The sequence below is a fragment of the Virgibacillus sp. SK37 genome (assembly GCF_000725285.1).
Classification (GTDB): Bacteria; Bacillota; Bacilli; order Bacillales; family Amphibacillaceae; genus Virgibacillus_Q.
This window is the reverse complement of record NZ_CP007161.1, coordinates 631790-657401: the sequence shown is the minus strand read 5'-3', so window position 1 is coordinate 657401 and position 25612 is coordinate 631790. Positions and strand designations below refer to the sequence as shown.

Genomic DNA, 25612 nt, shown 5'->3' with positions numbered 1-25612 from the left:
TTGCCTTTTAATTATCTTTTATTGCTTTTACCGTTTTTAATGCTTTCTTTATATCTGTATAAATAATATTTCCTACAATAATAACATCTGCATGTTCTTTCATTTCTCTTGCCTGGAATGTGTTTTCAATTCCACCACCATAGAAAAGCATTGTATTTTCCAATTGCTCCTTTACTTTTCCAACAAGCTCCGGATCTCCGTACTTCCCACTGTATTCCATATAAAAAATTGGCAAATGGAAGACTTTTTCAGCCATATAAGCATATGCGATTACGTCTTTTTCATCTGGTAAATAGCTATTCGTATGACTGAATGCTTTTGCATCTTCGTTTAATATACAATATCCTTCAAACAGCACTTCACTAAATTCCATCATATCAACAAATTCTTTGATTGCTTGGTGCTGAATGTCCATCATCCACTTTTTCTCTGTTGAGTTTAGTACCATCGGAATATAATAATAATCAAAACCAGGTGTTATTGCCTCCATATTGGAAATTTCCAATATACAAGGCACAGTATAGCGACGTACTCTTGATAATAGATCAAGTATGCCGTCCAATGTAATATCGTCAGTACCACCTACAATGACTGCATCGGTACCAGACTCACAAATTGCTTCTAAATCCTCATCAGAAATTTCCTTGGCTGGATCTAATTTAAATATATGTTTCCACTCTTTTACGTTATACAAAGTGATAATCCTCCAATTTATATTAAATTCTACCGTTTATTTAGAAAATGTCAGTTCGCTCATTCGTTTATTATACCAAAAAAAGCAGTGGTAATTTAGGGATATGAGCAGGATTTTTTAGGTTGGGAAGTTTTTAATGTGTGTTGGAAGCTGTAAATTAAAATTTGTGGCTGATGATAAGCGTTTTGAAGCCCATAAGGCGGGTGGTTGGAGGCTAGAAGGATTTTGAAAAAGTTCTTTTACAGAGGAGGAATCCTTTACGCACGATGTACATCGTTTTTGGACGATAACTTCCCCACTTCGATTCCAGTGATGAAGTTTTTTTTGAGGAAGTGGGGCTTTTTACAGAAGTAAACGATAGAAATTTACTGTGTTATTATACAGTTTATCATATACTTGTCCTAAATCCTGTCCCTTTAACTTAGCTATTTCCGCGATAGATGTATGGATCATTTTAGGATGTGTCATTTGTTGCTGGAAAGGTCCTTTGAAAGACCACGGTCCATCCGTTTCTACCATCATTTGCTCCAATGGATAATTAAGTATCAGTTTCCGGATCTCTTGTTCATATAAGCAATCAGGAGTTATGGAGATATAATATCCATTTGAAATCATCCTTTTCACTGTCTTTGGGTCGCCTTTGAACCAATGAAAATGTGCAGCGTTTACGCTGTGCTTTTCCAAAAGATCACACACAAGAGGGGCATCCTCATAAACAGCATGAAGGACGATCGGCTTATCCAAATTTGCAGCTATTTTAATGAAATCCTCGAGTAGTTCCAAGTATGGAGTAAGTGATATTTCCGGGTACTTTTTTCGCGTATAATATGGAAGACCAACTTCCCCAATTGCAGTTAACTCCTTATGGTGCTTCCTTATAAAATCGAACAATGCCTCTTTTTCTTTATCAGAAGGCAATTGTTGTTCGGGGTGATAGCCAACTGCAGGCTTAATACGCCTATCTTGCTTAGCCCATTTGTGAATTTTTTTCGCTGATTCATAGTCATTGGATACACAAATAAGTGCTTCTGTTTTGGCCTCTTCCAATTCCTGCATGAGCCTACTTCTTTCCTCGGAACTATATAAATCGAAATGTATATGTGCATCAATAATTGACTTCACACGAACTCCCTCCAAAACAATCTTATCAGTTTTAATAAAAGACTTTAGGAATAGCATGCTTAGTATTCTTGCTTATAATAGTTTGGACATAAGCGGAAGAAAGCAGTGGGCAAGAGTTATCCGCCGGAGATTTAATTAATCAGCCGGAGACAGAAGTTATCCGCCGGAAATCTAATTAATCGGCTGGAGACAGATCTAATCCGCTGGAAATTTAATTAATCGGCTGGAGACAGAAGTTATCCCCTGTAAATTTAGTTAATCGGCTGGAGACAAAAGTTACTCCAGGTCTACAATGTCTAATCGTATAGTAGCTGATCTTCTTGTAAAAAAAGAGATGCGTTAGTTGAAACGGCATCTCTTTTTCCTATTCCTCATCCATAATTCTGTCTAACACCATCTTATATCCATCACTGCCATAATTCATGCATCTTCTTACCCGTGAAATAGTAGCTGTTGATGCATTTGTTTCCTGTTCAATGGCATTATATGTTCTGCCTTCACTTAGCATTTTTGCTACTTGCAGACGCTGAGACATTGCATGAATTTCGGACATTGTAGCCATATCATCAAAAAAACGGTAACATTCCTCTCGATCTTTTAATGAAAGAATAGCATCAAACATTTGATCCAATTGTTTACCACGCAATTTATCAATTTGCAAAACGAACACCTCCTGCTCCTTAACTAGTTCATTATCGTAACCATTTGTTGCAGACCAGGACTTGACGGTATTACATTAATCCAGGTTTTACCGGGAACAAAGCCAACTGCATTGCCATCTTTAACCGGAATAATTCTACCATCCCGATTTTCCCACTGGAGTTTTTGTACTTGTCCTTTTTGAAGCAAGTATGCCTCCCCGCCTGATGTCATATCAACTGCACGACGTCCTGCTTTATCAATTATTTTGTGATCTGTTTCTACGATAAGTACATTTTCAACTTGAACCTTTTCTTCTGTATTGAGCTCAACCGTTTGCTCTCCGTCATTAAACCGTTTATATGCCCCATCTCCATTATACTCATATTCCACTATTTCCATTGGTTTTTGCGAGTATGTGATCTTGGCATGTTTTGCTGGTTCGCCAGAAAGCTCTTTTACTTCTTTTTCTGATAAAAACGGCAATGGTTCGTATTCGTGTGTGGTACTATAACCTTTATTTGAAGCAACATCATACACAGCATCTACCTGTAAGTAAGAGTTATGAGGTGCTTTTCTAAAAGACTCCCGTTTAAACAAATTACCATCATTATCATACATTGCGCCATCCAAATGCTCAATGCCTCTGTCCTTGATCATATCATTAACAAACCCAGCAGCACCATGATAAATATACAGTGCTTCATATCCCTTTGCCAATTCAAAATAATATTCACGAGCACTCCGCACAGGTCCTACTACTTCCGGCAGTTCACTTTGAAACAAAGCCAGAAACCGGGTGATTTGGCCTTCAGCCAAAATCTCAAAGACTGTATCTGCCTTCGATAAACCCGTTTGAGGTCTTGCCTTTGTATGGTTGTTTATCATTACACCAATCATACGTTGATCTACATTACCAGTGGCTTTCTTTCCAGTTAAAGGGTAAACCTCCTCTTGCTTGTCTGGTATTTGTGACTTTTCCTGTACATTATTTTCTTTTGACTCATTGTTTTCTGCTTTTCGTTCCTCTTTTGAACAGCCTGCCAAAAGAAGCATTAAAATGATCAGACTGAATAGCAACTTTCTCATGACCCCACACCTTTTTATTAAATTCCTCTATTATTTATTATACGCTAGCACATATTGGCTGGAAAGAGTACTTCTTTCTTCATAACATCGACAATTCCTTGCTGCGTAATACGTATATACGGTAAATGGGTTGACGATAAGAAGAAGATGGTGTAGATCGGATCATTATAAGGGTAACCAAAATCTTTCAAGATCTGCTTAAATTTATTTTCTTTTGCAATAAGCTCTTCCATTGTACCATTATGCATGATACCACTTAAATTTAAAGGTATTTCAAGAAGTATTTCTCCCTCATGTACAAGGACAATACCCCCACCGATTTCTTTCAACCTCTTCCACGCAAGTAAAATATCCGGTTTACTTTTCCCTATAAAAACAAGATCGCCAGTAGTAGAATACGAGCTTGCGATTGCACCAAGACGTTCTGTGATACCTCTTATTGTCGTATTGACACGCCACTTACCTTCACGATCAATTAACAATAAGAATGCCTCGTTTGTATTCGGCGGGAGTTCTTCGAGCGTGATATCAGTTTCAATTGCATATGGCTTAATAATAACATCATTAACCAAGTCAAGCCCGACAGGAACAGAAAATTGTAATTCGTTCTCATCTAATTCCCAATCAAGCTGTAAGCTCTTCAGTCCATATTTCTCCCAATCTATCACCTGTTTTTGTTCCTGTGTGACACCATCTTTTACAATCCACTCCCCTTTTGCTAAGACCCCTACCGGATGTGGATTCGCTTTTTCTTGTAAAATATTTATATGGGCGATACGGCCAGGGGAAATGCTTCCAAGCTGTTCTTCCATATTATAATGAACTGCAGCATTATAACTTGCCATTCGATAAGCGTCTTCCACAGGTATCCCATGTTCGATGGCTATTTCAATACAAATATTAATCAACCCATGTTCATAGAAACCTGGTGTTGCCCCATCTGTAGTAAAGGTTAGATTATCATAGGTTGGTAGCTTCTTCTTTACAATCTCATCTATTAATTTAGGTAGATCAGGTCTGATGGAAGAATGTCTTAGCCCAACACGATAGCCTAGCTGTAAGCGTTGGATTACCTCTTCTCCAGTCATGGATTCATGGTCCGCACTTACTCCCAGCAATTTCATTTTAGTTAACGTCTTTTCCGAGGCACCAGGAAAATGCCCTTCCACAGGCTTACCAAGTCGTTTAGCTTCCTGTATCCAGTATAACAGGCGATCATCCCCTGCCAGTAGTTTTGGCCATGAGGTCAATTCCCCTCCTTGGACAACTGCCGGATGGGATAGCCAAGAGAGTATATCAGGAGTGTTAAACATTTCCTCCTCATCCTGTAGTTCCGTCTGAGCATCAAAACGAGCCCACCAATACATAGAAGATGGTAATTTACTGAACTCCTCCAATAAAGTAAACGCTTTCTTTCGTTCTAATAAAAAAAGCCACAACATATTGTCATTAATTAATGTGGTCGTACCAAACCTGGCTGCATAACTCGCCAATTCTTCCGGATTATATAGTTGAAACGGATGCGCATGTGGCTCTATATAGCCGGGAACCAAGTATTTTCCCTCACAATCTATTGTTTCCGTTTCACTTGCGCTCTTTGGTAGTTTACTTCCAACGTACACAATACGATCATCAACGATCCAAATATGTCCTTCCAGCCATTGCTTTGTAAATGTATTTAAGTACGTACTATTTTTTAAAACCAAGGTAGGGGCTTCTAATCCATCCAATACCCTGACATGTCGTCTTAATTCTCTATTTCTCCAAAAGTATCCTTTATCAAGCATGAACAACTCTCCAACAAATTATTTTTTTCTAGTTTAACATACTTCTCACTTTAACGCAGTAAAGTTATTGTAAATTATACATGACTATTTTGTGACAAAAAAATTTGAAGCACATTACCGATGAACATGTTAGAAGAAAAGAATGTTAAAACCCCATAAACGGTTTAGTTTACTTATGGTTAGGAACTTGCTCCTTCACAGTTTCTGTTTGTCGGTTTCTAGGAATAAAAAAACCACCCACCCTCATTACAATATGAGAGTGGATGGGATCACATGCCAATATCTTTACGATAAAAGTAGCCTTCCTTCATGTCCAGGGAATCGAGCATTTCATATACTGTATGCTGTGCTGTTTCTTGGTTCACTTCTTTGGCTCCTGCTAATAGCACTCTGCCTCCATCTGAAACGACTGTATTCCCGTCCCACTTCGTGCCAGCATGTACGGTGAAAAAGTTTGGGGCGTGTTTCCATTCTGGCAGTTTTATCCCCTTTTTATATGTACCCGGATAGCCTTTCGCGGCTATAACAACACCGACACAAGAAGCTTTCTCCCATTCAAGCAGTGGATCCTTTCCTTGAAGAACATCTATTATTACCTGTACGAGGTCATTTTTCAGCAATGGTAAGACCACTTGAGTTTCCGGATCACCAAAGCGTGTATTGAACTCAATTACCTTTGGCCCTTCTTTAGTCATAATGAGCCCTGCATAGAGGATCCCACTAAAAGCACGCCCTTCCCTTACTAATCCGTCAGCTGTTTTTTGCAGAATCTCTGAATAAGCAAAGTCAAGGTGTTCCTTAGTTACGTCGTTAACTGGAGCAAAAGCACCCATCCCTCCAGTGTTTGGTCCTTGATCGTTATCATAAGCACGTTTATGATCTCTTGCAGTTACCATTGGAAAAACTTTATTGCCATGCACAAAAGCCATTAATGAGAACTCTTTTCCTTCAAGGAATTCCTCCACAACAATTGTTGCCCCAGCTCCTGCAAATGCCTTATTAACCATCATTTGATCTACAGCTTCCAATGCTTGCTCTTTCGTTAATGCAACTACTACGCCTTTGCCCGCGGCCAGTCCGTCTGCTTTGATAACAATTGGTGCGCCCTTTGCCTCAATGTAATCTTTTGCTTTTTCAACAGAAGTAAAAGTTGCATAAGCGGCTGTTGGAATGTTGTGTTTTTCCATAAATTCTTTGGCAAAGCTTTTACTTCCTTCTAACAAAGCAGCTTCTTTGGAAGGAGCAAAAACGGTTAATCCCGCTTCTGTAAAATGATTGGCAATACCTGCATTTAACGGGTTTTCCGGCCCCACAATAGTAAGATCAATGGAATTACTTTTAGCAAATTCAACTAAACCATTCATGTCCATTTCATCAATTGCTACACATGTTGCCTCTTCCCTTATGCCTCCATTTCCTGGTGCTGCATAGAGGTTTTCCACTTGTGGACTTTTAGTCAACTTCTTAATAATACTATGCTCACGGCCACCGCGGCCAACGACTAATACGTTCATTTCCAATCCCCTTTCAAGCATGTTGGGTTGTTCTATTTAATGTTTAAAATGACGCATTCCTGTATAAACCATAGCGATATTGTTTTCATCACAAACCTTAATGGAGTCCTCATCACGCTTGGATCCGCCAGGCTGAATTATCGCTGTTACACCAGCCTTGACTGCTGCTTCAACTGTATCTGGCATTGGGAAGAAAGCATCCGAAGCAAGCACTGATCCTATAGCTTTATCTCCTGCTTGTTCAATCGCTATTTGGGCGGCTCCTATTCTATTCATCTGGCCAGCTCCGATACCAATGGTCTGATTTTCTTTTGCAAGTACAATTGCATTTGACTTCACATGCTTTACAGCTTTCCATGCAAAAAGTAAATCGGTTAACTCCTGTTCTGTTGGTTGGCGCTTCGTGGCGACAGTTAGCTCCTCAGGCTTTACCTTCCCATCATCCTGTGATTGGATCAAAACCCCTCCACCTACACTCGTTACCTTGTGAGTGGTTGCTTCATTCGACCCTATATCTAATTTAAGCAGACGAATATTTTTCTTTTGTGTCAAAATGTCCAACGCTTTTTCTGTAAATCCAGGTGCAAGTATAATTTCTAAGAATACCTTGCTCAGCTCCATTGCTGTTGCTTCATCAATTTCTCTATTGGAGGCAACAATACCACCAAAAATGGAAATAGGATCTGCCTCATATGCCCGATCAAAAGCTTGACTGATGGTTTCGGCAACTCCGATCCCACAAGGATTCATATGCTTAACAGCTACAACTGCTGGGAAGTCTAAGTATTCTGAAATAATTTCCAGGGCAGCATTTGCATCCTGAATATTATTATAAGATAGCTCTTTTCCATGTAATTGTTGCGCTGTGGCAAGATTCATTCCCCCACTAAGCGGTTTTCTATAAAAAGCTGCTTCTTGATGAGGGTTTTCTCCATAGCGTAAATTCTGAGCTTTTTCATATGTAATGGTATAGGTTTCCGGAAATCTTTCTTCCGTTCGCTCTGTAAAATAATTTGCGATTAATGCATCATAGTTAGCTGTATGACGAAATACCTTTGCTGCAAGCTGTTGACGTTTATTCATATCCATCGTATTATTTCGTAAATTTTCTATAATGAACGGGTAATCCGTTGGGTCGACAACTACCGTAATATCTGCGTAGTTTTTAGCTGCTGCGCGAAGCATCGTTGGCCCACCAATATCAATGTTTTCGATCACTTCTTCATGAGCAACACCCTTTTGTTCAAGCGTTTGTTTGAACGGGTAAAGGTTTACAATGACAAAGTCAATTGGTGTAATTTGATTTGCTTCCAATTGTTCCATGTGAGCTGCTTTTGATCGCTTCGCAAGTAAGCCTCCATGTATAAACGGATGCAAGGTCTTTACACGACCATCAAGAATCTCAGGAAACCCGGTCACTTCATCTACCGAGAGGGCTGGAATTCCAGCTTCCCTCAAGGCACGTAAAGTCCCACCAGTAGAAATAATTTCCACTCCTAGTTCAGTAAGATTGTTTGCGAAATCAATGATATCTTCTTTGTTAGATACACTGATCAGGGCTCTTTTTTTCATCTCAATTCCTCACTTTGCTGTAAAAGTTGGTTAATTACTTTCGGATACAATTGATGTTCGACCTGTTGTATTTTTTCCTTTAATGATCGTTCTGTATCTTCATTTGAAATTTTTATAGACTCCTGAGCAATTATTGGGCCTGTGTCCATTCCTTCATCTACATAATGAATCGTGACCCCCGTTTCTCCTACGCCGGACTGATACGCCTGGCCAATCGCATCTTTACCGGGAAATTCCGGCAGTAAGGATGGGTGAATATTTATAATTTTATTATGAAAAGCCTCCAATAACGTGGGCCCAACGAGCCGCATATAACCTGCTAAGAAGATCCAACTCACCCCAGCCTTCTGTAGGCACTCCACTATTCGTTTTTCAAAGGCTGCTTTGGAGGAAAAGCTTTTGGGATTAAAAGCGAACACAGGAATTTTATAGGCAGATGCTTTATCTATTACGGCTGCATGAGGTCTATCACTTACCAAAAGAACAATTTCACATTCTAAGCCATCCGTCTCCAGCAATGCTTGAAAATTACTTCCAGTTCCAGATGCAAATACCGCCGCTTTTACTTTACTCATTTGTAAAATGGACTCCTTCACCAGTAATTACTTCACCAATGTGGTAAGCCTTTTCCCCACTTTCCTGCAATATGCTTAACACTTGCTCCGCATTTTCCTTCTCCGTTACGATTGCCATACCAATTCCCATATTAAAAACACCAAACATTTCTTCTTCCGTAATGGAGCCCGTCTTTTGGAGAAATGGAAAGATTTCTGGAATTTCCCATGAATTCGTATTTAGTTTTACACCGAGTCCTTTTGGAAGCATGCGTGGAAAATTTTCATAAAATCCTCCGCCGGTAATATGGGAGATCCCTTTCACCTTCACCTTGTTCATAACTTCCTTTAGGGCTTTCGCATAAATCTTTGTTGGTGTTAATAAGGCCTCTCCAAGCGTGCTGTTTAACCCATGGTTTTCTTCCAAAGCCAAACCATCTACAATTTTGCGAACTAAAGAATAGCCATTGGAATGAATTCCACTAGAGGCTAGACCAATAACTGCATCTCCTGCCTGAATGGATTCTCCTGTCACTAAGTTCGACTTTTCCGCAATTCCTACAACGAATCCAGCTAAATCATAGTCTTGATCCTGGTACATTCCTGGCATTTCCGCAGTCTCACCACCGATCAATGCTGCTCCTGCATCTACACAACCATCGGAAATTCCGGCAACTAGCTGCTCAATCATGGAAGGTTCATTTTTTCCGCAAGCAATGTAATCAAGAAAAAATAATGGCTGTGCACCCTGTGCTACAATATCATTTACACACATTGCAACAAGATCTTTTCCTACTGTGTCATGCTTCTGTAATTGGATAGCTAACTTTAACTTTGTACCGACACCGTCTGTGCCGGAAACTAATACTGGTTCTTTGTAGTTAAAGGATGTCAATTCAAATAATCCGGCAAAGGCCCCAATTCCACCCAATACTTCAGGGCGAGTTGTCCTTTCTATATGCTTCTTCATTCGTTCAACAGCCTCATAGCCTTTTTCTACATCTACACCTGCTTCTTTATAAACATTCCCCATCATTCATCCACCTTTTAACTTAGTGTTAACATTTCATATAAGAAATGGTTGCTCGCCCTTCTTCTGTAACTGGATATTTCCCTGTAAAGCATGCATTACAAATTCCCTGATGTATTGTCTTATCTTTTACAATAGCTTCTTCCAGTCCACCTGCAGACAAATAGGCAATGCTATCTGCTCCGATAATTTCACATATTTCCTCTGGTGAGTTGTTTGCTGCAATTAACTCTTCTCTTGTTGACATATCAATCCCGTAATAACATGGATTTTCTATTGACGGGGAAGCAATTCGGACATGTACTTCTTTTGCTCCTGCTTCTTTTAGCATGCGGACGATCCTTCTACTTGTAGTACCTCTGACGATCGAATCATCAATTAGTACAATCCGTTGTCCTTCAACGATGCCACGAACTGGAGACAGCTTCATTTTCACCCCTTGTTCCCGTAATTCCTGAGATGGTTGAATAAATGTACGGCCAACATATCGATTTTTTATGATTCCCATTTCATAAGGTAAACCTGTTTCTTCGGCATACCCTATTGCTGAGGAAATACTTGAATCAGGAACGCCAATAACACAATCCGCTTCCACTGCAGCTTCTTTTGCCAGCTCCATACCCATTCTTTTTCTGGAAGCATGAACATTAACATGGTTTAAATTGCTATCTGGTCTGGATAAATAGACGTATTCCATTGCACACATTTTCCGTTGCTCCCTTAAAGCAAAACGGGTGAAATCCATACCAGCCTCACTGATCGTAATCAATTCCCCAGGAAGAACTTCCCTTTCAAAGGTTGCCCCAATTAAATCAAAGGCACAGGTTTCCGAAGCTACAACATATGCACTGCCCAATCTTCCAATGGAAAGTGGACGAATACCTCTTGGATCGAGTGCAACAAACATTTTATCTTCCTTTAAAACCACATATGCATAGGCGCCAACTACTTGTTGAAGTGCTTCTGATATGGAAAGCTCATTCGTCTCCCTGCCATTTTTTCTGATTAAATGTGCAAGAACTTCCGTATCTGATGTGGTTTGAAAAATGCTTCCTTCTGCTTCCAATTCTCCACGAAGCTTATATGCGTTCATGATGTTTCCATTATGTGCTAAAGCCATACTCCCATTTTGAGAACGAAACAGTAGTGGTTGAACATTGTCAGAGCCACCTTCACCCTGGGTTCCGTAACGCACATGACCAATTGCAGCGTGGCCTGATAGTCTGTCAAAATCAGCATCTTTAAATACATCATTCACTAGACCAACATCCTTATGAACCTTCAGCTTAGCTCCGTCACTGACAACAACCCCTGCGCCTTCCTGCCCGCGATGTTGCAAGGCATGTAAACCATAATAGGTTAGTTCTGCTGCCTTCTCATGACCCCATATTCCAAAAATGCCGCATTCTTCATTTATGCCTTTGAGTTCAGCAAGCATGGGATAGCTCCTTTCCATAATTTCTGTAGTTCTTGCGCATTTTCTTGAATGATGGTTTTGTGATTTACGTTCATCGTGTACATTTGATCATCTGTAACGATCCCAATTTGACTGGCATTACTAACAATAGATTCAAATTTTTCTTTATTTTCAGCATGTACGGATACAACAAACCGAGACTGTGTCTCACTAAATAATTGGACAGTACTATCTCCTTTTAGGGAAACCTCAAGACCGAGTTCTTTATCATGGAACAGGCTTTCCGCCAACGCTACTGCTAATCCCCCTTCGGAAAGATCATGGGCAGATACTATAACACCTTCTTTAATAGCAGTTAAAATTTCCTGTTGTCTTTTAGCCTCAACTTGCAAATCAATGGTCGGTGCTTTGCCTTCGTACACTCCATTATTTACTATGTTTTGCAGCTCACTGCCCCCAAACTCTGCCTTCGCCTCTCCTATCACATAAATGAGATGTCCAGCCTGCTGAAAATGGCTAGGTGTAATATGATCAAGAGATTCATGAAGACCAACCATACCTACGATCGGTGTAGGGAAAATAGATTTTCCTTTTGATTGATTGTATAAAGAAACATTCCCGCTGATAACTGGAGAACCGAGCGCGTCACATGCTGCACTCATTCCTTCTACACTTTTTTCCATTTGCCAGAAAATCTCCGGGTTTGTTGGATTACCATAGTTCAAACCATCCGTAAGACCAAGTGGACGTGCCCCAGAGCAGACAATATTCCGTGCCGCCTCAGCGACAGCTATTTTCCCACCGGTTTCTGGATCAAGATAAATATAACGGGAGTTACAATCTGTAGTAATGGCTAACGCTTTGTCTGTACCTTTCACACGAATAACAGCAGCATCGGAGCCTGGGGTAACAACTGTATTTGTTTGTACCATGGAATCATACTGATCATAGACCCATTCTTTACTCGCTATTGTTGGTTGTTGAAGCAGCTTTCTTAGCATCTCTGCATGATTAGTAACCGTTGGAATTTCCATTTCCATTTGCTGAAATTCCTTGTAATATGCCGCTTCCTCTGAAGGCATGTGAAATACTGGAGCATCGTCTGCAAGGGAATCCACAGGGATGTCAGCCATTATTTCTCCATGTTGTTTAATACGAAACACTTTTTCACTAATTACTTCACCTACTGCAACAGCTTGAAGACCATATTTTTCAAACACTTCAATAATTTCTTGTTCTCTTCCTTGTTTAACTACAAGAAGCATTCTTTCCTGCGATTCTGATAACATTAATTCATATGCGTTCATATTTTGTTCGCGCTGTGGGACCAGATCCAAATTCATTTCCATCCCTGTTCCAGCTTTACTTGCCATTTCACTGGCTGAAGATGTCAGTCCTGCTGCTCCCATATCCTGCATCCCTACAAGTGCATCCGAATGGATAACTTCCAAGCATGCTTCGATAAGTAACTTCTCCATAAACGGATCCCCAACCTGTACGGCAGGGCGATCTTTGGCGGAATCTTCGCCTAGGTCATCGGATGCAAATGTTGCTCCGTGTATTCCGTCACGTCCAGTCGGTGCTCCTGCGTATAGAACCGTATTACCAACACCAGCTGCAATACCTTTTTGGATTTCAGCATGGCTGATTAAACCAATACACATGGCATTTACAAGCGGATTATCTTCATAGCTTTCATCAAATTGAACTTCTCCACCAACAGTAGGTACACCAACACAGTTTCCGTATCCAGAAATACCATTGACGACTTCAGAAAACAGATATTTCACCCGATCTGTAGTTAAATTACCGAATCTCAGTGAATTCATGAGTGCTACCGGGCGAGCACCCATGGAGAACACATCACGAATAATTCCACCAACACCTGTTGCCGCCCCCTGATATGGCTCTACTGCGGATGGATGATTATGGCTTTCGATTTTAAAAACAACAGCTTGATTATCCCCAATATCAATAATACCCGCTCCTTCACCAGGTCCTTGCAATACATGTGGAGCTTTCGTTGGAAATTTGCTTAAAAGGGGCTTCGATGTTTTATAGCTGCAATGCTCTGACCACATAACTGAGAAAATTCCAGTCTCTGTAAAGTTTGGTAATCGATTGAGAATCTTTTTAATCATGTTGAATTCTTCATCACTTAGCCCCATATCACGGTAAATCTTTTCGCTCTCGATTTGCTCTGGGCTGATATCATGCATTTGTAACATAGGATTCCCTCCAATTTTTAATCATCGACTGAAATAACTTCATCCCATCCTTACTGCCTAATAATGCTTCTACAGCACGTTCCGGATGTGGCATCATACCAAGCACATTCCCTTCCTTATTAACAATCCCGGCAATATTCTCAATCGAACCATTCGGGTTATTTTTATATGTGAAGACAATTTGGTTATTATTTTTTAATTCTTGTAATGTAGCTTCATCACAAAAATAATTTCCTTCACCATGGGCAATTGGCAGATGGATCACTTCCTCTTGCTCATAACCGGTAGTAAACTGTGTTTTGTTATTGTTTACTACTAGTGGCTCTTGGTGACACATAAAGGAAAGATTCTTATTGCGCATAAGTGCTCCCGGAAGCAGACCAGCCTCGGTTAACACCTGGAACCCATTACAGACACCGAGCACCGGCTTCCCTTTGGAGGCATGTTCCCTCACCTTCTTCATTACTTCAGAAGTTGCCGCAACAGCTCCTGAGCGTAGGTAATCTCCATATGAAAATCCACCAGGCAATAGAATCCCATCATAGTTTTCAAGATTACTATTTTCATACCAAACCAGATCGGCTTCGGCTTTCATTACATCTTTAATAGCATGGTACATATCACGATCACAATTGGACCCCGGGAATACGATCACTGCAAATTTCACGAGCGAACAGCCTCCTCCACATCGAAACGATAATCCTCAATAACCGGATTCGCTAAAAGCTTGTCACACATTTCCTTCACTCTTGCTTCCAGTTCAGGTCCTTCTTCCACCTGCAATTCAATGTACTTCCCCACCCGGGCTTCCTGTATTTCTTTATATCCTAAAGAGTTCAATGATTCCTGTATAGCCTTGCCTTGCGGATCAAGCACACCTTGCTTCAATGTAATGAAAACAGTAACTTTTCTCATGATATTGCCTCCAGTCGTTGTCGTATTTCTTCATATACTTCTATTAAATTTCCAGTCCCTTGCCGAAAAACATCCTTATCCAGTTTTTCTTGTGTTGTTACATCCCATAGCCTGCACGTATCTGGTGAAATCTCGTCTGCCAACACAATATCACCACTGGCAAGTCTGCCAAATTCCATCTTGAAATCTACTAAAGTAATTCCTATTGCAGCAAATATTTCTATTAACTGTGTGTTGATTTCTAATGCTTTTGCCTTAATTTCTCTCAACTCTGAAGAAGTAATACTACATAGATAAAGTGCATGCTCATCATTCATCAACGGATCTCCGAGGGAATCCTCCTTGTAAAACAACTCAATGAGAGGAGGCGAGAATATGGTTCTTTCTTCAATACCAAGCCTACTTGTAATGCTCCCTGCAGCCATATTCCTTATGACCACTTCCATCGGGATAATTTTGGTTTGATGTACCAGTTGCTCTGTTTCATTCAGCTGTTCAATAAAATGGGTCTCAATCCCTTTTTGGTGAAGGATTTGAAAAATACGTGATGAAATTTCATTATTCAATCGTCCTTTTCCTTCAAATAAAGCTTTCTTTTGACCATTAAAAGCTGTCGCATCGTTTTTATAAGCTAAAATTAGCTGCCCTTTTTTATCTGCCGTTTGATAAACCTTCTTAGCTTTTCCTTCATATAAAAGAGATTGACTCATTTTACTCCCCTTCCGTTAACCCGATTCGTTCGAAGATAAAGTCTACATTTTTTAAGTGATACGTATAATCAAAGCAAGCATCAATTTCCTCTGGTGTTAGGCGTGTAGTTATTTCCTCTTCAGCTTCCACTAGATCCTTAAAATGAGTTGCTGTTTCCCAGGCCTGCATCGCTTTTGGTTGAACAATATCATATGCGGCTTCTCGTGCCATTCCCTTATCAATTAACGATAGGAGGACACGTTGGGAGAAGATAACACCATATGTTTTATCAATATTACGCTTCATATTTTCCGGAAATACGGTTAAATTCTTAACAATTGTAGAAAAACGATTCAGCATATAATTTAAAGCGATCGTCGCATCAGGCAAAATAACCCGTTCTGCGGAAGAATGCGAAATGTCCCGTTCATGCCATAGAGAAACATTTTCATATGCTGTCATCATGTAACCACGAATAACCCTTGCCATTCCCGTCATATTTTCGGAACCGATTGGATTGCGCTTGTGCGGCATTGCTGAAGAACCTTTTTGCCCTTTCGCAAATAATTCTTCTACTTCTCTTGTTTCGGTTTTTTGCAAACCACGGATTTCTGTTGCGAATTTTTCTATGGAAGTTGCAATTAATGCCAATGCAGAAACATAAGCCGCGTGTCGATCCCGTTGAAGGGTTTGAGTCGATACTGGCGCAGGGCTCAAGCCCAATTTCTCACAAACATACTTCTCCACAAATGGATTAATGTTCGCGTAGGTACCAACAGCACCTGATAATTTACCAAACTCGATATTTTTAGCAGCAAGTTCAAAGCGCTCTAAGTTTCGCTTCATTTCTTCATACCAAAGGGCGAGCTTTAAACCGAATGTTGTCGGCTCTGCATGTACACCGTGCGTCCGTCCCATCATGACAGTGTGCTTATGCTCAATTGCTTTATTCTTTAATATTTCTATAAAAGCAGTTACGTCTTTACGGATAATTTCATTTGCTTGTTTAATCACATAGGAGAGTGCCGTATCGACAACATCAGTGGAGGTTAATCCGTAATGCACCCACTTTCTTTCTTCTCCTAATGTTTCGGAAACTGCCCGGGTGAATGCAACCACATCGTGTCTTGTTTCCTGTTCAATTTCATAAATTCGATTGATATCAAAAGAGGCATTGGCACGAAGCTTCTCCACGTCTCCCTTAGGGATGACTCCAAGCTCACTCCATGCTTCACATGCTAAAATTTCTACTTCTAGCCATGCCTTGAATTTATTTTCTTCCGTCCAAATGGAGCCCATTTCTTCTCTGGTGTAACGACTAATCATTGCTTTGCCTCCTCAAAATGTTGTAGCTGTGTTTTCATTGTTTTATCAGATGGTGCAATAAATGTAATATGCCCCATTTTTCGTTTTGCTTTCGCTTCGTCTTTTCCATAAAGGTGAACAAAACCTGATTTACTATGGTTTAGTGCATGTAAAACAGGCTCTAAATCTTCACCAAGCACATTTATCATTACTGCCTGCTGGAGCAGTTGAATATCTATTAAAGGCAGCCCGCAGATTGCTCGAATATGCTGGCCAAATTGAGATATATTGCATGCCTCAATCGTGTAATGTCCGGAATTATGAGGTCGTGGAGCCATTTCATTTAAATAAATGTCATCTCCATCAACAAACATTTCAATTGCAAATGTCCCGACAATGTTCATTTCCTCAGCTAGAATTTCTGCAGCAACACAAGCCTTTTCCGTTACTTGATGGCTAATGTTAGCTGGGACAGTTGTTTTATACAGGATATGATCTTTATGATCGTTTTCGGAGATAGGAAAAAAGCTAATTTCCCCATTTCTACTTCTTGTAAATAGAACTGAAATCTCCCTTTCAAATGCTACCCATTGCTCTATAATGCAATGCTTGTTATTCTCTGCAAATGCAATCGCCTCTTTAATGTCCGCTTCAGAAGTTAGTTTTAATTGCCCTTTTCCATCGTAACCACCGCGGCACGTTTTAATAACACATGGATAGGTAAAGTTTTGTAACGCCTTCTCACAAGCCTCACCACTTGTCACAATAGTGAAATCAGGAATTGGCAGACCAGCATCCTTCATTAGTTGCTTCTCTTTCTCTCTGTTTTGTGTAACCTCCAAGGCGTAGGCCCCTTGTGGCAATTTACCTTGTTTTTCTATGTATGCAGCAGCATGAAGGTCTACGTTTTCAAATTCGTAGGTAACGACATCACTTTGATCACACAGCTGTTTAATTGCCTCCATATCATCATAGGCAGCAACCACATGATGATCTGCTACCTGTGCGGTAGGACAATCCGGAGTAGGATCCAGTACTGTGATTTTATACCCCATATATTTAGCAGCGATTGCCATCATGCGTCCCAGTTGTCCTCCTCCAATAATGCCAATCGTTTGTGATGGAAGAATCGGTTTATTTTTCTGCAAGATCATCCCTCATTTCTGCTACTTTTTCCTTCATTGCATTCCGATAGTTTTCAAGCTTCAAAGCTACTTTCTGGTCAAATGCACCAATGATTTGAGCAGCAAGTATTCCTGCATTGGTTGCTCCCGCTTTTCCAATAGCTACTGTCGCTGTCGGTACGCCTCCTGGCATTTGGACAATGGAGAGTAGAGAATCCAATCCATTCAATGCCTTACTCTGTACAGGAACCCCTATCACAGGTAAGGTAGTTTGCGATGCTACCATGCCTGGTAAGTGTGCAGCCCCTCCGGCACCTGCGATAATCACTTTTAAACCTCTCTCACGTGCCGTTTTAGCATATTCAAACATTTCATCAGGCGTACGGTGTGCAGATATCACATCTTTTTCATAGGAGATTTCTAATTCATCCAACACCTTGCATGTATGCTCTATCGTCTCCCAATCAGAAATACTTCCCATAATGACACCAACCACTGTCATACTATCCCTCTTTTCGCTTCTTTTAATAAGATGATCCTTGCCACTCTATCATTATATTTTCAGATCTTATAAACCTATATAAAACAAAAAAGTCTATTCGTCTCCCCCATTTACATGAGAGAAGATGAACAGACTTCATTCCTATAGTAAAGAAAATGCAGGGTTGGCAAATAAACAATGGTACCACGAAACTTACACGTAGGCTGTACCCATATGCTTATCCTGCTGCCATTGCAAAGCTTTACTATATAAAACACTTTAAACGGATCATTGCGAGTGCAATGATTCATCTCCCCTCATAGTCCAGCATTTACGGTGCTGGGTAGAAACTTCGAGCCATATTCTCATGAAATATATGAGGTACCGTATTCATTTGTTGTTTTCAGCATACCAAAACCATTCCCTCTATGTCAATAAATATCGAACAATTATAAGGAATTTATTATTAATGTTCGTATTTTACGAGCTCACCATAGTACCGCCATTTACATGAATCACCTGCCCGGTAACATAGGAGGAATCACATGATGCTAAATATACATACGCAGCAGCTAGTTCAAACGGTTGCCCAGGACGCTTCATCGGAACATCCTTCCCAAAGGTGTTCGAAATATATTCAGCAGAAAAGCTTGATGGGATTAATGGTGTCCAAATTGGACCTGGAGCAACTGCATTTACACGAATTCCATCATCGGCCAAGTTCTGTGACAAAGCCCTCGTAAATCCCACAATAGCACCCTTAGTTGCGGAATAATCAATTAATCTTTCATTTCCTTCATAAGCCACAACGGAAGCTGTATTAATAATTGAACTTCCAGAGTTCATATAAGATAAAGCTGCTTTTGTTAGATAAAAAAAAGCATAAATATTTGTTTGAAAGGTCGCATCCAACTGCTCCTTCGTAATGTCCATTATACTAAGCTGAGGAAATTGAACACCATGATTATTTACTAATATATCAATTCTTCCATAATGATAAACAGTTTCATCGATTAAACGAGAGCAATGATTCTCTCCACGTAAATCGCCAACGATCAGCAAGCATTTTTGCCCTAGCTGTTCAATTCTATTTTTCGTGCGGTATGCATCCCCATCCTCATAATGTGAATAGTACGCAATTGCTATATCTGCTCCTTCCTTTGCAAAAGCAATTGCAGTTGCAGCACCAATTCCACTGTCCCCTCCCGTTATAACTGCTACTTTCCCTTTTAATTTCCCGGAACCATGGTAGGCGGGATTATCTATAATTGGTCTAGGGGTCATTAAAGACTCAATTCCCGGTTGAATATCCTGATGCTGTGGGGGTAGATCAGTAGGAAGTTTTTGTTCAGGGAGATAATAATCGTTCGTGTGCATAATAAGCCATCCTCCTTTGTTCATGCTAATTTATTCGCAACCTGAAATAAATGTGCCTAGAGGAGGTTTCTATAGCTTATCAAGCTTCTCTATTTCGCCCAATCGAAAACATTGTCCAGTGGATTGAACGTGGATCGCAATGCCAACTCGCAAAAAAATCCGAACTATGATTCAGAAAAACATGAATCGGTTCGGATTTTCATAAAACTAAAATTCTTTTGTCTCAGGTTCTTCCTTAGGTGGATTGCTCTTTGGCGCATTCTTTTCTTCCATCATTGTACCTTGGGAAGAAGCCGGGTTTTCAGCAGTCTGTGATTTCTTTCTTGGATTCATTAATCTGCCCTTACGTACTTGCTTAACCCAGAAGCCACCATGAATTTGTTTTGGTTCATAGGAAATAATAAACGCTTTTTCATCAATTTCCTTGATTGTTTCATATAACTTAAGCTCATATTTCCGTGGTGTAAGTATTTGCATCGACAATCGGTCCCCATCCATACCATAGGCGAACCAACTGGTCACCCCGTAACCTTTATCCCTGAGCTTACGAGTGAATTCTATATCGGGATTAGAAGAAATAACGTTTACAGTTATATAGCCTAAGGCTAATTTTTCTTCAATTTTTGTACCTACAATGACACCTGTCCCAAAACCGACCGCATATGCAATCAAATTCTGGATTTCGTCAAGGTTATCTAATACAAGACCTAACCCTACTACGTAAATAACAATCTCAAACATACTTACAAAAGCAGCGATATATCTTCTGCCCTTTAAAGTTAAAATCATACGAACCGTAGACAAGGAAACATATACAATGTTAATTACGAGGATGATCGCAACCATCACAAAAGCATTACTCAGCAAAATAAAACCTCCCAAGTCTCTATCTTATTAGAATACATTATTTTCTATTTATATGAAAATGATTTATTTGTTATGAGCTGGGATTATTCTCTAGCATGACATACACTTTACGTCATTCACAAAAAGCAACCACTGATTGTTAAATATCTCAGTTTATTTAAATCTGACACCCTCCGCCCAGTTCTGGCATATGGTAATAAAAAATAATGATATAAGGAGGGGTCCCTTTGGATCCGTTTCAGCAAATGGGGGATTGGAAGAAAAATATGGATCACTTTTTTGGTGATCAATTTTGGAATGAATTTGAAGGAATTATTAAACCAACAATTCCCCACGTAAATGTATATAAGACAGACCATGAAATTTTCTGTGTAGTGAGTATACCCGGACTGGAGGATCTCCATAAGGTAGATATTTTCGTAGATTATTCTACTTTGGAGCTGAAAGGAACAATAGATATTGAACCAATCTCAGGGATAACAGTCGTTAAAGAAGAGATCCTTCAAGGAGTTTTTGAGAGAAAAGTCACTCTCCCCTTTCCAGTGAGGGCAGACAAAATGAGAGCAACATATAGAAATGGGCTGATTTACATCCAATTACATCGCCTAATCTCAGACTCCAGTCGCAAGAATAAAGTTAATATCGAACTCTTGGATGAAGACTGAGAATAAAAGCACAACTCGCTTTTTCTGAGTAATAGAAAAAGACACCAAACGGACTCCTGTCCGAGATGGTGTCTTTCTTCGTTTACGCTTCTTTATTCGGTCCAAATACCCGCTTAGCAACGTTTGCGCTTTGTCCTCTTAATCTCTTTTTCAATGTCTTTCTCCAGTTCACAGCAAGGAGATCACATGAGGCAAGTTCCTCCGCTGCCCGCAAATCATCTTTATAAATATGCATAACTTCATTACATGCAGCAATAGACCATTGTGGATATGGACGTTCTATCAATTTCAGATCCGTTCCGGGAGCAACATAGCCCTCTTTAACTACCCGGAAATACCAACCCGTTCGACCACTATTCTGGATACGTAAAGCGAGATCGACAATCCCGAACCGCCTCGCAGGCTTCCAGCATGGCTGTCTAGGCTGTGAAACTTGAATAACAGCATCCCCAAGCTCATAAGTGTCCCCGATACAAACACTAAATTCATCCATTTCTAAAACTGCCATATTTTCACCCATAGCGCTCATATCAATCGACTCTAAGTCCAACTCATCTTTCCAGCTCGTATAGTGCTTAATCGGATATGCAAACACAGCTTTTTCCGGACCGCCGTGATTCTTTGTGTCAGCAACTTCATCACCGGTAAATCCTGTTTTTGTTAACCACACCTTGTCTTCTACTGCTTGCTTGAACATCCCGCTTTCCCAAGGTCTTTCCATTGGATTACTGGCATTTTCTGTGCCCATCCTCTTCACTTTACCTGTGAAAATTTTATGTACATGAGGTTCTTCCACTGTGTCACCAACTTTCAAATTATGATATAGTTACTATATTCTACTATAAAATGAGGGAAAAGAAATGGCTATATATAAAAAAGCGACATTTGCCGGCGGATGTTTCTGGTGTATGGTTAAACCTTTTGATCAATGGGACGGTGTGGAACAAGTTGTGTCTGGCTATACGGGAGGACATATAGAAAACCCCACATACGAGCAAGTAAAAGCTGGTAACACGGGACATTTCGAGGCCGTAGAAATTACATATAATCCTGAAATCATTTCTTATGATAAGATTCTTGAAGTCTATTGGCAACAAATCGATCCAACCGATGATGGTGGACAATTTCATGATCGCGGCGATTCCTATCGTACAGCCATTTTCTATCATACGGAAGACCAATTACCTGCTGCTGAAAAATCCAAGCAGCAGTTACAGGATAGTGGCAAATTCTCCAAGCCGATTGTTACACAAATACTTCCAGCACAGAGATTTTATCCTGCTGAAGAATATCATCAGGATTATTATAAGAAGAATGTAGATGAATATAAAGAAGATCGAAAAAAATCAGGTAGAGATGAATTCATCAAGCTCACCTGGGAAGATTGATTTGTAAAAAACTCCCTACCATTGTTGGGAGTTTTTTATCATGAAGAGTTGTTTTCAACTGAAAGAGTAGTATAATAACGATTTAGACATATAAAGATAGGGGAGACGACTTTGACAAATAGCAATTCATTAACACCTTTGAAAATGCTTCTTTTTTGCTTTCATGCTACCAATACAATAATACTTAGCTATCTGCCGTTATATCTGAAATACAAAGGGCTTAATGGTACTGAAATTGGCTGGGTACTGGCAATTGGTCCATTGGCATCTATATTTGCGCAACCTTTTTGGGGATATTTAAGTGATAAATATAAAACAGTAAAACGTATTATCCAACTATGTATTTGCGGTCTGTTAATTTTTAGTGTTATATTTTTCCAAATGGAAACATTAGTCGGTATTTTGCTGATGGGTGCGGTTTTCTACTTTTTCGTTACACCGATCGGGGCACTAGGTGACAGTCTTGCACAGCGTCGCGCAGATGATATGAAGATATCATTTGGTACTATTCGAATGTGGGGATCTGTTGGTTTTGCCGTATCCTCTTTGGTAATCGGCGAAGTGCTAACAAGGGTTGGGATTCAATATATGATCATTCCATTTCTTTGTTTCGGGTTTCTTGCCTTTCTTGTTACCTTCCGCCTAACAGATGCCAAAGTGGAATCAGATCCTATCCGCATCCAAGATGTAATGGTTTTGGTAAAAAACAAACCTTTTATCATCTTTCTAGTTTGTATGATCTTCATCACTATTTCGCACAGGGCGAATGATAGCTTTATTGGACTATATATTGCACAGCTTGGAGGTAGTGAAGGATTGGTTGGTGTCGCCTGGTTTGTTGGTGTACTAACTGAAGCATTAGTATTTGCTACAGCCGGTTTCTGGTTTAGAAAATATCATTCTCTGATATTTGTTATTATCGCAGGAATTCTTTACACGATCCGCTGGTTCTTCTATGCTGCGGCTACTGATCCTGGCTATATTATTGCATTACAATTTCTGCATGGGTTAACATTTGGTATTTTCTACACAGCAGCCTTTGATTATGTGACAAGGCTAATCCCACGTTTGCTTCAGTCGACAGGACATCTTGTTTTCTTTGCTACCTTTTTCGGAGTATCAGGAATCGTCGGTTCGTTAGTCGGCGGTGCTGTAATGGACTCATTTGGCGGGAACACCCTCTATTATGGACTCGGATTCATGGCATTAGCAGGCACGACCTCCTTATCCATCTATCATATTTTTTCTTACAACAAAGTTAACGCCCAACGAGCACAGTAAGGAAAAGGTTCTATTGCAAATGTTTGGATACAAAAGTTACCTCGTACATTCAGAGGAGGAGGAAAAGAGCGGACTAACTAAAAATATAGAGGCTGCGTAAATCACCGCTACGGGGAAATATTCCGCTTCGCTACTATGTACATTTATATCTACGAAGAAAAATAGAGTTCACATAGATCCAGAATATGCTATGCACGAATTGATTGGAGTGGAATGCGGCGACTCCTGCCGGAATAGCATGAGCTGAAGACCCTGCACGGAGCGTAGCGGAGGAAGCGGCTGAAGCCATGCCGGCGGAAAGCGTCCGTATGCAACGGAAATCAATGGGTCCCCCCACTTCCTTAGAATGAGGTAAACTACAACAAAGTTAGTTCGGAGTTTATCTATTTTGCGAATCATTGGGTACCCCAACATATATAAGAACCAAAAAAGGGAACTTCTCCTTTCAGAGAAAGTTCCCTTTTTTTATAAGGTATAGCATCGATCATTTGTGCATTTAGCTTAAGAAGATAAAATACAATACAAAGATGACAAACAATACATACATAACTGGGTGAATTTCTTTTGCACGGCCTTTTAATAGCATGGTAATTGGATAGAAAATAAAGCCAATTGCAATACCTGTAGCTATACTGTAGGTAAGCGGCATTGTAATGATAGTGAAAAATGCCGGTACTGCAATTTCAAATTCATCCCACTCAATGGATTTTAAAGCAGAAGACATTAGCACACCAACAATAATTAATGCAGGAGCAGTAACCTCTGCTGTTACCACACTTAATAGTGGTGAGAAAAACAGAGACAAGAGGAAGAATCCTGCAATAACTACTGCCGTAAATCCTGAACGCCCTCCTGCTCCAACTCCAGCAGTTGATTCAACATAAGAAGTGGTAGTAGAAGTTCCTACCGTAGCACCAACGACAGTTGCTGCTGAATCGGCAAATAATGCTTTTCCTGCACGTGGCAGCTTATTATCTTTCATTAATCCAGCCTGAGTAGCAACGGCAACAAGAGTACCAGCCGTATCAAAGAAATCTACAAATAGAAATGTTAAAATAACCACAAGCATTTCAATAGTAAAAATATCTCCAAAATGAAGGAATGCTTGTCCAAAGGTTGGCGTAAGACTTGGTACTTCTCCTACAATACCGCCAATTCCTGATGGCGGATCGATTAATCCAACAACCATTCCCGCAATGGCAGTAAGCACCATCCCGTAGAAGATACCACCTTTAATGCCAAGCGTTAGTAATATAACAGAAATAATAATTCCAAAAATAGCTAGTAAAACAGTTGGTGAGGTTAAATCTCCGATCCCAACTAATGTAGCATCATTGCCGATAATAATTCCTGCGTTCTGAAAACCTAGGAAAGCAATAAATAGTCCTATTCCAGCTCCAACAGCAAGCTTTAAGTTACCTGGAATAGCATTAATAATTTTTTCACGAAGCCCTGTTAAAGTTAAAATAATAAAAATAAGTCCAGAAGCTAATACACCTGATAAAGCCGTTTCCCATGGAATCCCGTAACCAAGAACTACGGTATAAGCAAAGAAAGCATTTAACCCCATTCCCGGCGCCAAACCAATTGGATATTTCGCAATAACTCCCATGAATAATGAACCGACAGCACCTGCAATTGCTGTTGCAGCAAACACGGCACCCTGGTCAATTCGGGTAACTCCCTCAGGTAATTCCTCCACCCCAACTAGTGCTAACGTAGCCGGGTTTACAAATAGAATATATGCCATAGCCAGGAAAGTAGTCATTCCTGCCATAAATTCTGTTCGGTAATTTGTACCTAACTCTTCAAAACGAAAATACTTCTTCATTGTTTTCCCCTCTTCCTATATCAATTCTGCGTATATGGAAAA

At 40.1% G+C, this 25612-nt stretch carries 24 protein-coding genes and 1 riboswitch; of the genes, 3 read left to right on the top strand and 21 right to left on the bottom strand.

Annotation, left to right across the window (positions count from 1 at the left end; genetic code table 11):
- Positions 1 to 7: 7 nt before the first annotated feature.
- The 19 genes from X953_RS03365 to X953_RS03275 all read right to left on the bottom strand — a co-directional run bounded on the left by X953_RS03365 (position 8) and on the right by X953_RS03275 (position 20405).
- Entirely contained in the window at positions 8 to 694 is a 687-nt protein-coding gene (locus X953_RS03365; protein ID WP_040954354.1) for a heptaprenylglyceryl phosphate synthase, read from the bottom strand.
- A gap of 342 nt (positions 695 to 1036) precedes the next feature.
- On the bottom strand, positions 1037 to 1816 hold the full coding sequence (locus tag X953_RS03360; protein ID WP_040954353.1) for a TatD family hydrolase: 780 nt from the start codon (positions 1814 to 1816) through the stop codon (positions 1037 to 1039).
- A 364-nt stretch (positions 1817 to 2180) separates the two neighbouring features.
- Positions 2181 to 2477: a YerC/YecD family TrpR-related protein gene (locus X953_RS03355; RefSeq protein ID WP_019378798.1), complete on the bottom strand. Its 297-nt coding sequence runs from the start codon at positions 2475 to 2477 to the stop codon at positions 2181 to 2183.
- Between the two features lie 23 nt (positions 2478 to 2500).
- Positions 2501 to 3544 (bottom strand): DUF3048 domain-containing protein, encoded by a 1044-nt coding sequence (locus X953_RS03350; RefSeq protein ID WP_040954352.1) that lies wholly within the window; start codon positions 3542 to 3544, stop codon positions 2501 to 2503.
- Positions 3545 to 3588: 44 nt separating this feature from the next.
- Positions 3589 to 5331, bottom strand: coding sequence for an adenine deaminase C-terminal domain-containing protein (locus tag X953_RS03345; protein ID WP_040954351.1), 1743 nt, complete (start codon positions 5329 to 5331; stop codon positions 3589 to 3591).
- A 269-nt stretch (positions 5332 to 5600) separates the two neighbouring features.
- Entirely contained in the window at positions 5601 to 6845 is a 1245-nt protein-coding gene (purD, locus tag X953_RS03340; protein WP_040954350.1) for a phosphoribosylamine--glycine ligase, read from the bottom strand.
- 36 nt (positions 6846 to 6881) lie between these two features.
- Positions 6882 to 8417 carry a bifunctional phosphoribosylaminoimidazolecarboxamide formyltransferase/IMP cyclohydrolase gene (purH, locus tag X953_RS03335; protein WP_040954349.1) on the bottom strand — a complete coding sequence of 512 codons (1536 nt, stop codon included), beginning with the start codon at positions 8415 to 8417 and terminating at the stop codon, positions 6882 to 6884.
- Entirely contained in the window at positions 8414 to 8992 is a 579-nt protein-coding gene (gene purN, locus X953_RS03330) for a phosphoribosylglycinamide formyltransferase (RefSeq protein ID WP_040954348.1), read from the bottom strand. The genes purH and purN overlap by 4 nt, the downstream gene beginning before the upstream one ends.
- A complete protein-coding gene (purM, locus tag X953_RS03325) occupies positions 8985 to 10004 on the bottom strand; it encodes a phosphoribosylformylglycinamidine cyclo-ligase (protein ID WP_040954347.1) in 1020 nt (339 codons plus the stop codon). The genes purN and purM overlap by 8 nt, the downstream gene beginning before the upstream one ends.
- Before the next feature lie 25 nt (positions 10005 to 10029).
- Positions 10030 to 11439, bottom strand: coding sequence for an amidophosphoribosyltransferase (gene purF, locus X953_RS03320; RefSeq protein WP_040954346.1), 1410 nt, complete (start codon positions 11437 to 11439; stop codon positions 10030 to 10032).
- On the bottom strand, positions 11415 to 13646 hold the full coding sequence (purL, locus tag X953_RS03315; RefSeq protein WP_040954345.1) for a phosphoribosylformylglycinamidine synthase subunit PurL: 2232 nt from the start codon (positions 13644 to 13646) through the stop codon (positions 11415 to 11417). The genes purF and purL overlap by 25 nt, the downstream gene beginning before the upstream one ends.
- Positions 13630 to 14313 (bottom strand): phosphoribosylformylglycinamidine synthase subunit PurQ, encoded by a 684-nt coding sequence (gene purQ / locus X953_RS03310; protein WP_040954344.1) that lies wholly within the window; start codon positions 14311 to 14313, stop codon positions 13630 to 13632. Before purQ ends, purL begins: the two co-directional genes overlap by 17 nt.
- Positions 14310 to 14561: a phosphoribosylformylglycinamidine synthase subunit PurS gene (purS, locus tag X953_RS03305; RefSeq protein ID WP_019378788.1), complete on the bottom strand. Its 252-nt coding sequence runs from the start codon at positions 14559 to 14561 to the stop codon at positions 14310 to 14312. The genes purQ and purS overlap by 4 nt, the downstream gene beginning before the upstream one ends.
- Positions 14558 to 15271 (bottom strand): phosphoribosylaminoimidazolesuccinocarboxamide synthase, encoded by a 714-nt coding sequence (purC, locus tag X953_RS03300; protein WP_040954343.1) that lies wholly within the window; start codon positions 15269 to 15271, stop codon positions 14558 to 14560. The genes purS and purC overlap by 4 nt, the downstream gene beginning before the upstream one ends.
- Before the next feature lies 1 nt (position 15272).
- Complete coding sequence (gene purB / locus X953_RS03295) at positions 15273 to 16577, bottom strand: adenylosuccinate lyase (protein ID WP_040954342.1); 1305 nt, start codon at positions 16575 to 16577, stop codon at positions 15273 to 15275.
- Positions 16574 to 17704, bottom strand: a complete 1131-nt coding sequence (purK, locus tag X953_RS03290) for a 5-(carboxyamino)imidazole ribonucleotide synthase (RefSeq protein ID WP_198023309.1) — start codon at positions 17702 to 17704, stop codon at positions 16574 to 16576. The genes purB and purK overlap by 4 nt, the downstream gene beginning before the upstream one ends.
- On the bottom strand, positions 17691 to 18182 hold the full coding sequence (gene purE / locus X953_RS03285; RefSeq protein WP_040954340.1) for a 5-(carboxyamino)imidazole ribonucleotide mutase: 492 nt from the start codon (positions 18180 to 18182) through the stop codon (positions 17691 to 17693). The genes purK and purE overlap by 14 nt, the downstream gene beginning before the upstream one ends.
- Before the next feature lie 279 nt (positions 18183 to 18461).
- Positions 18462 to 18561, bottom strand: a riboswitch (purine riboswitch).
- Positions 18562 to 18641: 80 nt separating this feature from the next.
- A complete protein-coding gene (locus X953_RS03280; RefSeq protein ID WP_040954339.1) occupies positions 18642 to 19538 on the bottom strand; it encodes an SDR family oxidoreductase in 897 nt (298 codons plus the stop codon).
- A gap of 207 nt (positions 19539 to 19745) precedes the next feature.
- Positions 19746 to 20405: a DUF2179 domain-containing protein gene (locus X953_RS03275; RefSeq protein WP_232217767.1), complete on the bottom strand. Its 660-nt coding sequence runs from the start codon at positions 20403 to 20405 to the stop codon at positions 19746 to 19748.
- 227 nt (positions 20406 to 20632) lie between these two features.
- Here X953_RS03275 and X953_RS03270 point away from each other — a divergent pair, with 227 nt between their 5' ends.
- A complete protein-coding gene (locus tag X953_RS03270) occupies positions 20633 to 21070 on the top strand; it encodes an Hsp20/alpha crystallin family protein (RefSeq protein ID WP_019378781.1) in 438 nt (145 codons plus the stop codon).
- An 82-nt stretch (positions 21071 to 21152) separates the two neighbouring features.
- Here the strand turns inward: X953_RS03270 and X953_RS03265 are convergent, their stop codons facing one another.
- Complete coding sequence (locus X953_RS03265) at positions 21153 to 21818, bottom strand: MOSC domain-containing protein (RefSeq protein ID WP_052350218.1); 666 nt, start codon at positions 21816 to 21818, stop codon at positions 21153 to 21155.
- Between the two features lie 112 nt (positions 21819 to 21930).
- Here X953_RS03265 and msrA point away from each other — a divergent pair, with 112 nt between their 5' ends.
- The gene (gene msrA, locus X953_RS03260) at positions 21931 to 22458 is read left to right on the top strand and encodes a peptide-methionine (S)-S-oxide reductase MsrA (RefSeq protein WP_040954337.1); all 528 of its coding nucleotides are present in this window, start codon (positions 21931 to 21933) and stop codon (positions 22456 to 22458) included.
- Between the two features lie 111 nt (positions 22459 to 22569).
- Positions 22570 to 23739, top strand: coding sequence for an MFS transporter (locus X953_RS03255; RefSeq protein WP_040954336.1), 1170 nt, complete (start codon positions 22570 to 22572; stop codon positions 23737 to 23739).
- Between the two features lie 496 nt (positions 23740 to 24235).
- On the opposite strand, the gene X953_RS03250 is transcribed toward X953_RS03255, so the two are convergent.
- A complete protein-coding gene (locus X953_RS03250; protein ID WP_040954335.1) occupies positions 24236 to 25570 on the bottom strand; it encodes an NCS2 family permease in 1335 nt (444 codons plus the stop codon).
- Positions 25571 to 25612 lie beyond the last annotated feature (42 nt).

Excerpts from the sequence above, each read along its gene's own strand:
- purN (WP_040954348.1), bottom strand. The coding sequence starts at position 8,992 with ATGAGTAAAGTAAAAGCGGCGGTATTTGCATCTGGAACTGGAAGTAAT.
- purB (WP_040954342.1), bottom strand. The coding sequence starts at position 16,577 with ATGATTAGTCGTTACACCAGAGAAGAAATGGGCTCCATTTGGACGGAA.
- X953_RS03345 (WP_040954351.1), bottom strand. The coding sequence starts at position 5,331 with ATGCTTGATAAAGGATACTTTTGGAGAAATAGAGAATTAAGACGACAT.
- X953_RS03250 (WP_040954335.1), bottom strand. The coding sequence starts at position 25,570 with ATGAAGAAGTATTTTCGTTTTGAAGAGTTAGGTACAAATTACCGAACA.
- purC (WP_040954343.1), bottom strand. The coding sequence starts at position 15,271 with ATGAGTCAATCTCTTTTATATGAAGGAAAAGCTAAGAAGGTTTATCAA.
- purM (WP_040954347.1), bottom strand. The coding sequence starts at position 10,004 with ATGGGGAATGTTTATAAAGAAGCAGGTGTAGATGTAGAAAAAGGCTAT.
- X953_RS03350 (WP_040954352.1), bottom strand. The coding sequence starts at position 3,544 with ATGAGAAAGTTGCTATTCAGTCTGATCATTTTAATGCTTCTTTTGGCA.
- purL (WP_040954345.1), bottom strand. The coding sequence starts at position 13,646 with ATGTTACAAATGCATGATATCAGCCCAGAGCAAATCGAGAGCGAAAAG.
- X953_RS03280 (WP_040954339.1), bottom strand. The coding sequence starts at position 19,538 with ATGCACACGAACGATTATTATCTCCCTGAACAAAAACTTCCTACTGAT.
- purS (WP_019378788.1), bottom strand. The coding sequence starts at position 14,561 with ATGAGAAAAGTTACTGTTTTCATTACATTGAAGCAAGGTGTGCTTGAT.
- X953_RS03265 (WP_052350218.1), bottom strand. The coding sequence starts at position 21,818 with ATGGGCACAGAAAATGCCAGTAATCCAATGGAAAGACCTTGGGAAAGC.
- msrA (WP_040954337.1), top strand. The coding sequence starts at position 21,931 with ATGGCTATATATAAAAAAGCGACATTTGCCGGCGGATGTTTCTGGTGT.
- purH (WP_040954349.1), bottom strand. The coding sequence starts at position 8,417 with ATGAAAAAAAGAGCCCTGATCAGTGTATCTAACAAAGAAGATATCATT.
- purF (WP_040954346.1), bottom strand. The coding sequence starts at position 11,439 with ATGCTTGCTGAACTCAAAGGCATAAATGAAGAATGCGGCATTTTTGGA.
- purD (WP_040954350.1), bottom strand. The coding sequence starts at position 6,845 with ATGAACGTATTAGTCGTTGGCCGCGGTGGCCGTGAGCATAGTATTATT.
- purE (WP_040954340.1), bottom strand. The coding sequence starts at position 18,182 with ATGACAGTGGTTGGTGTCATTATGGGAAGTATTTCTGATTGGGAGACG.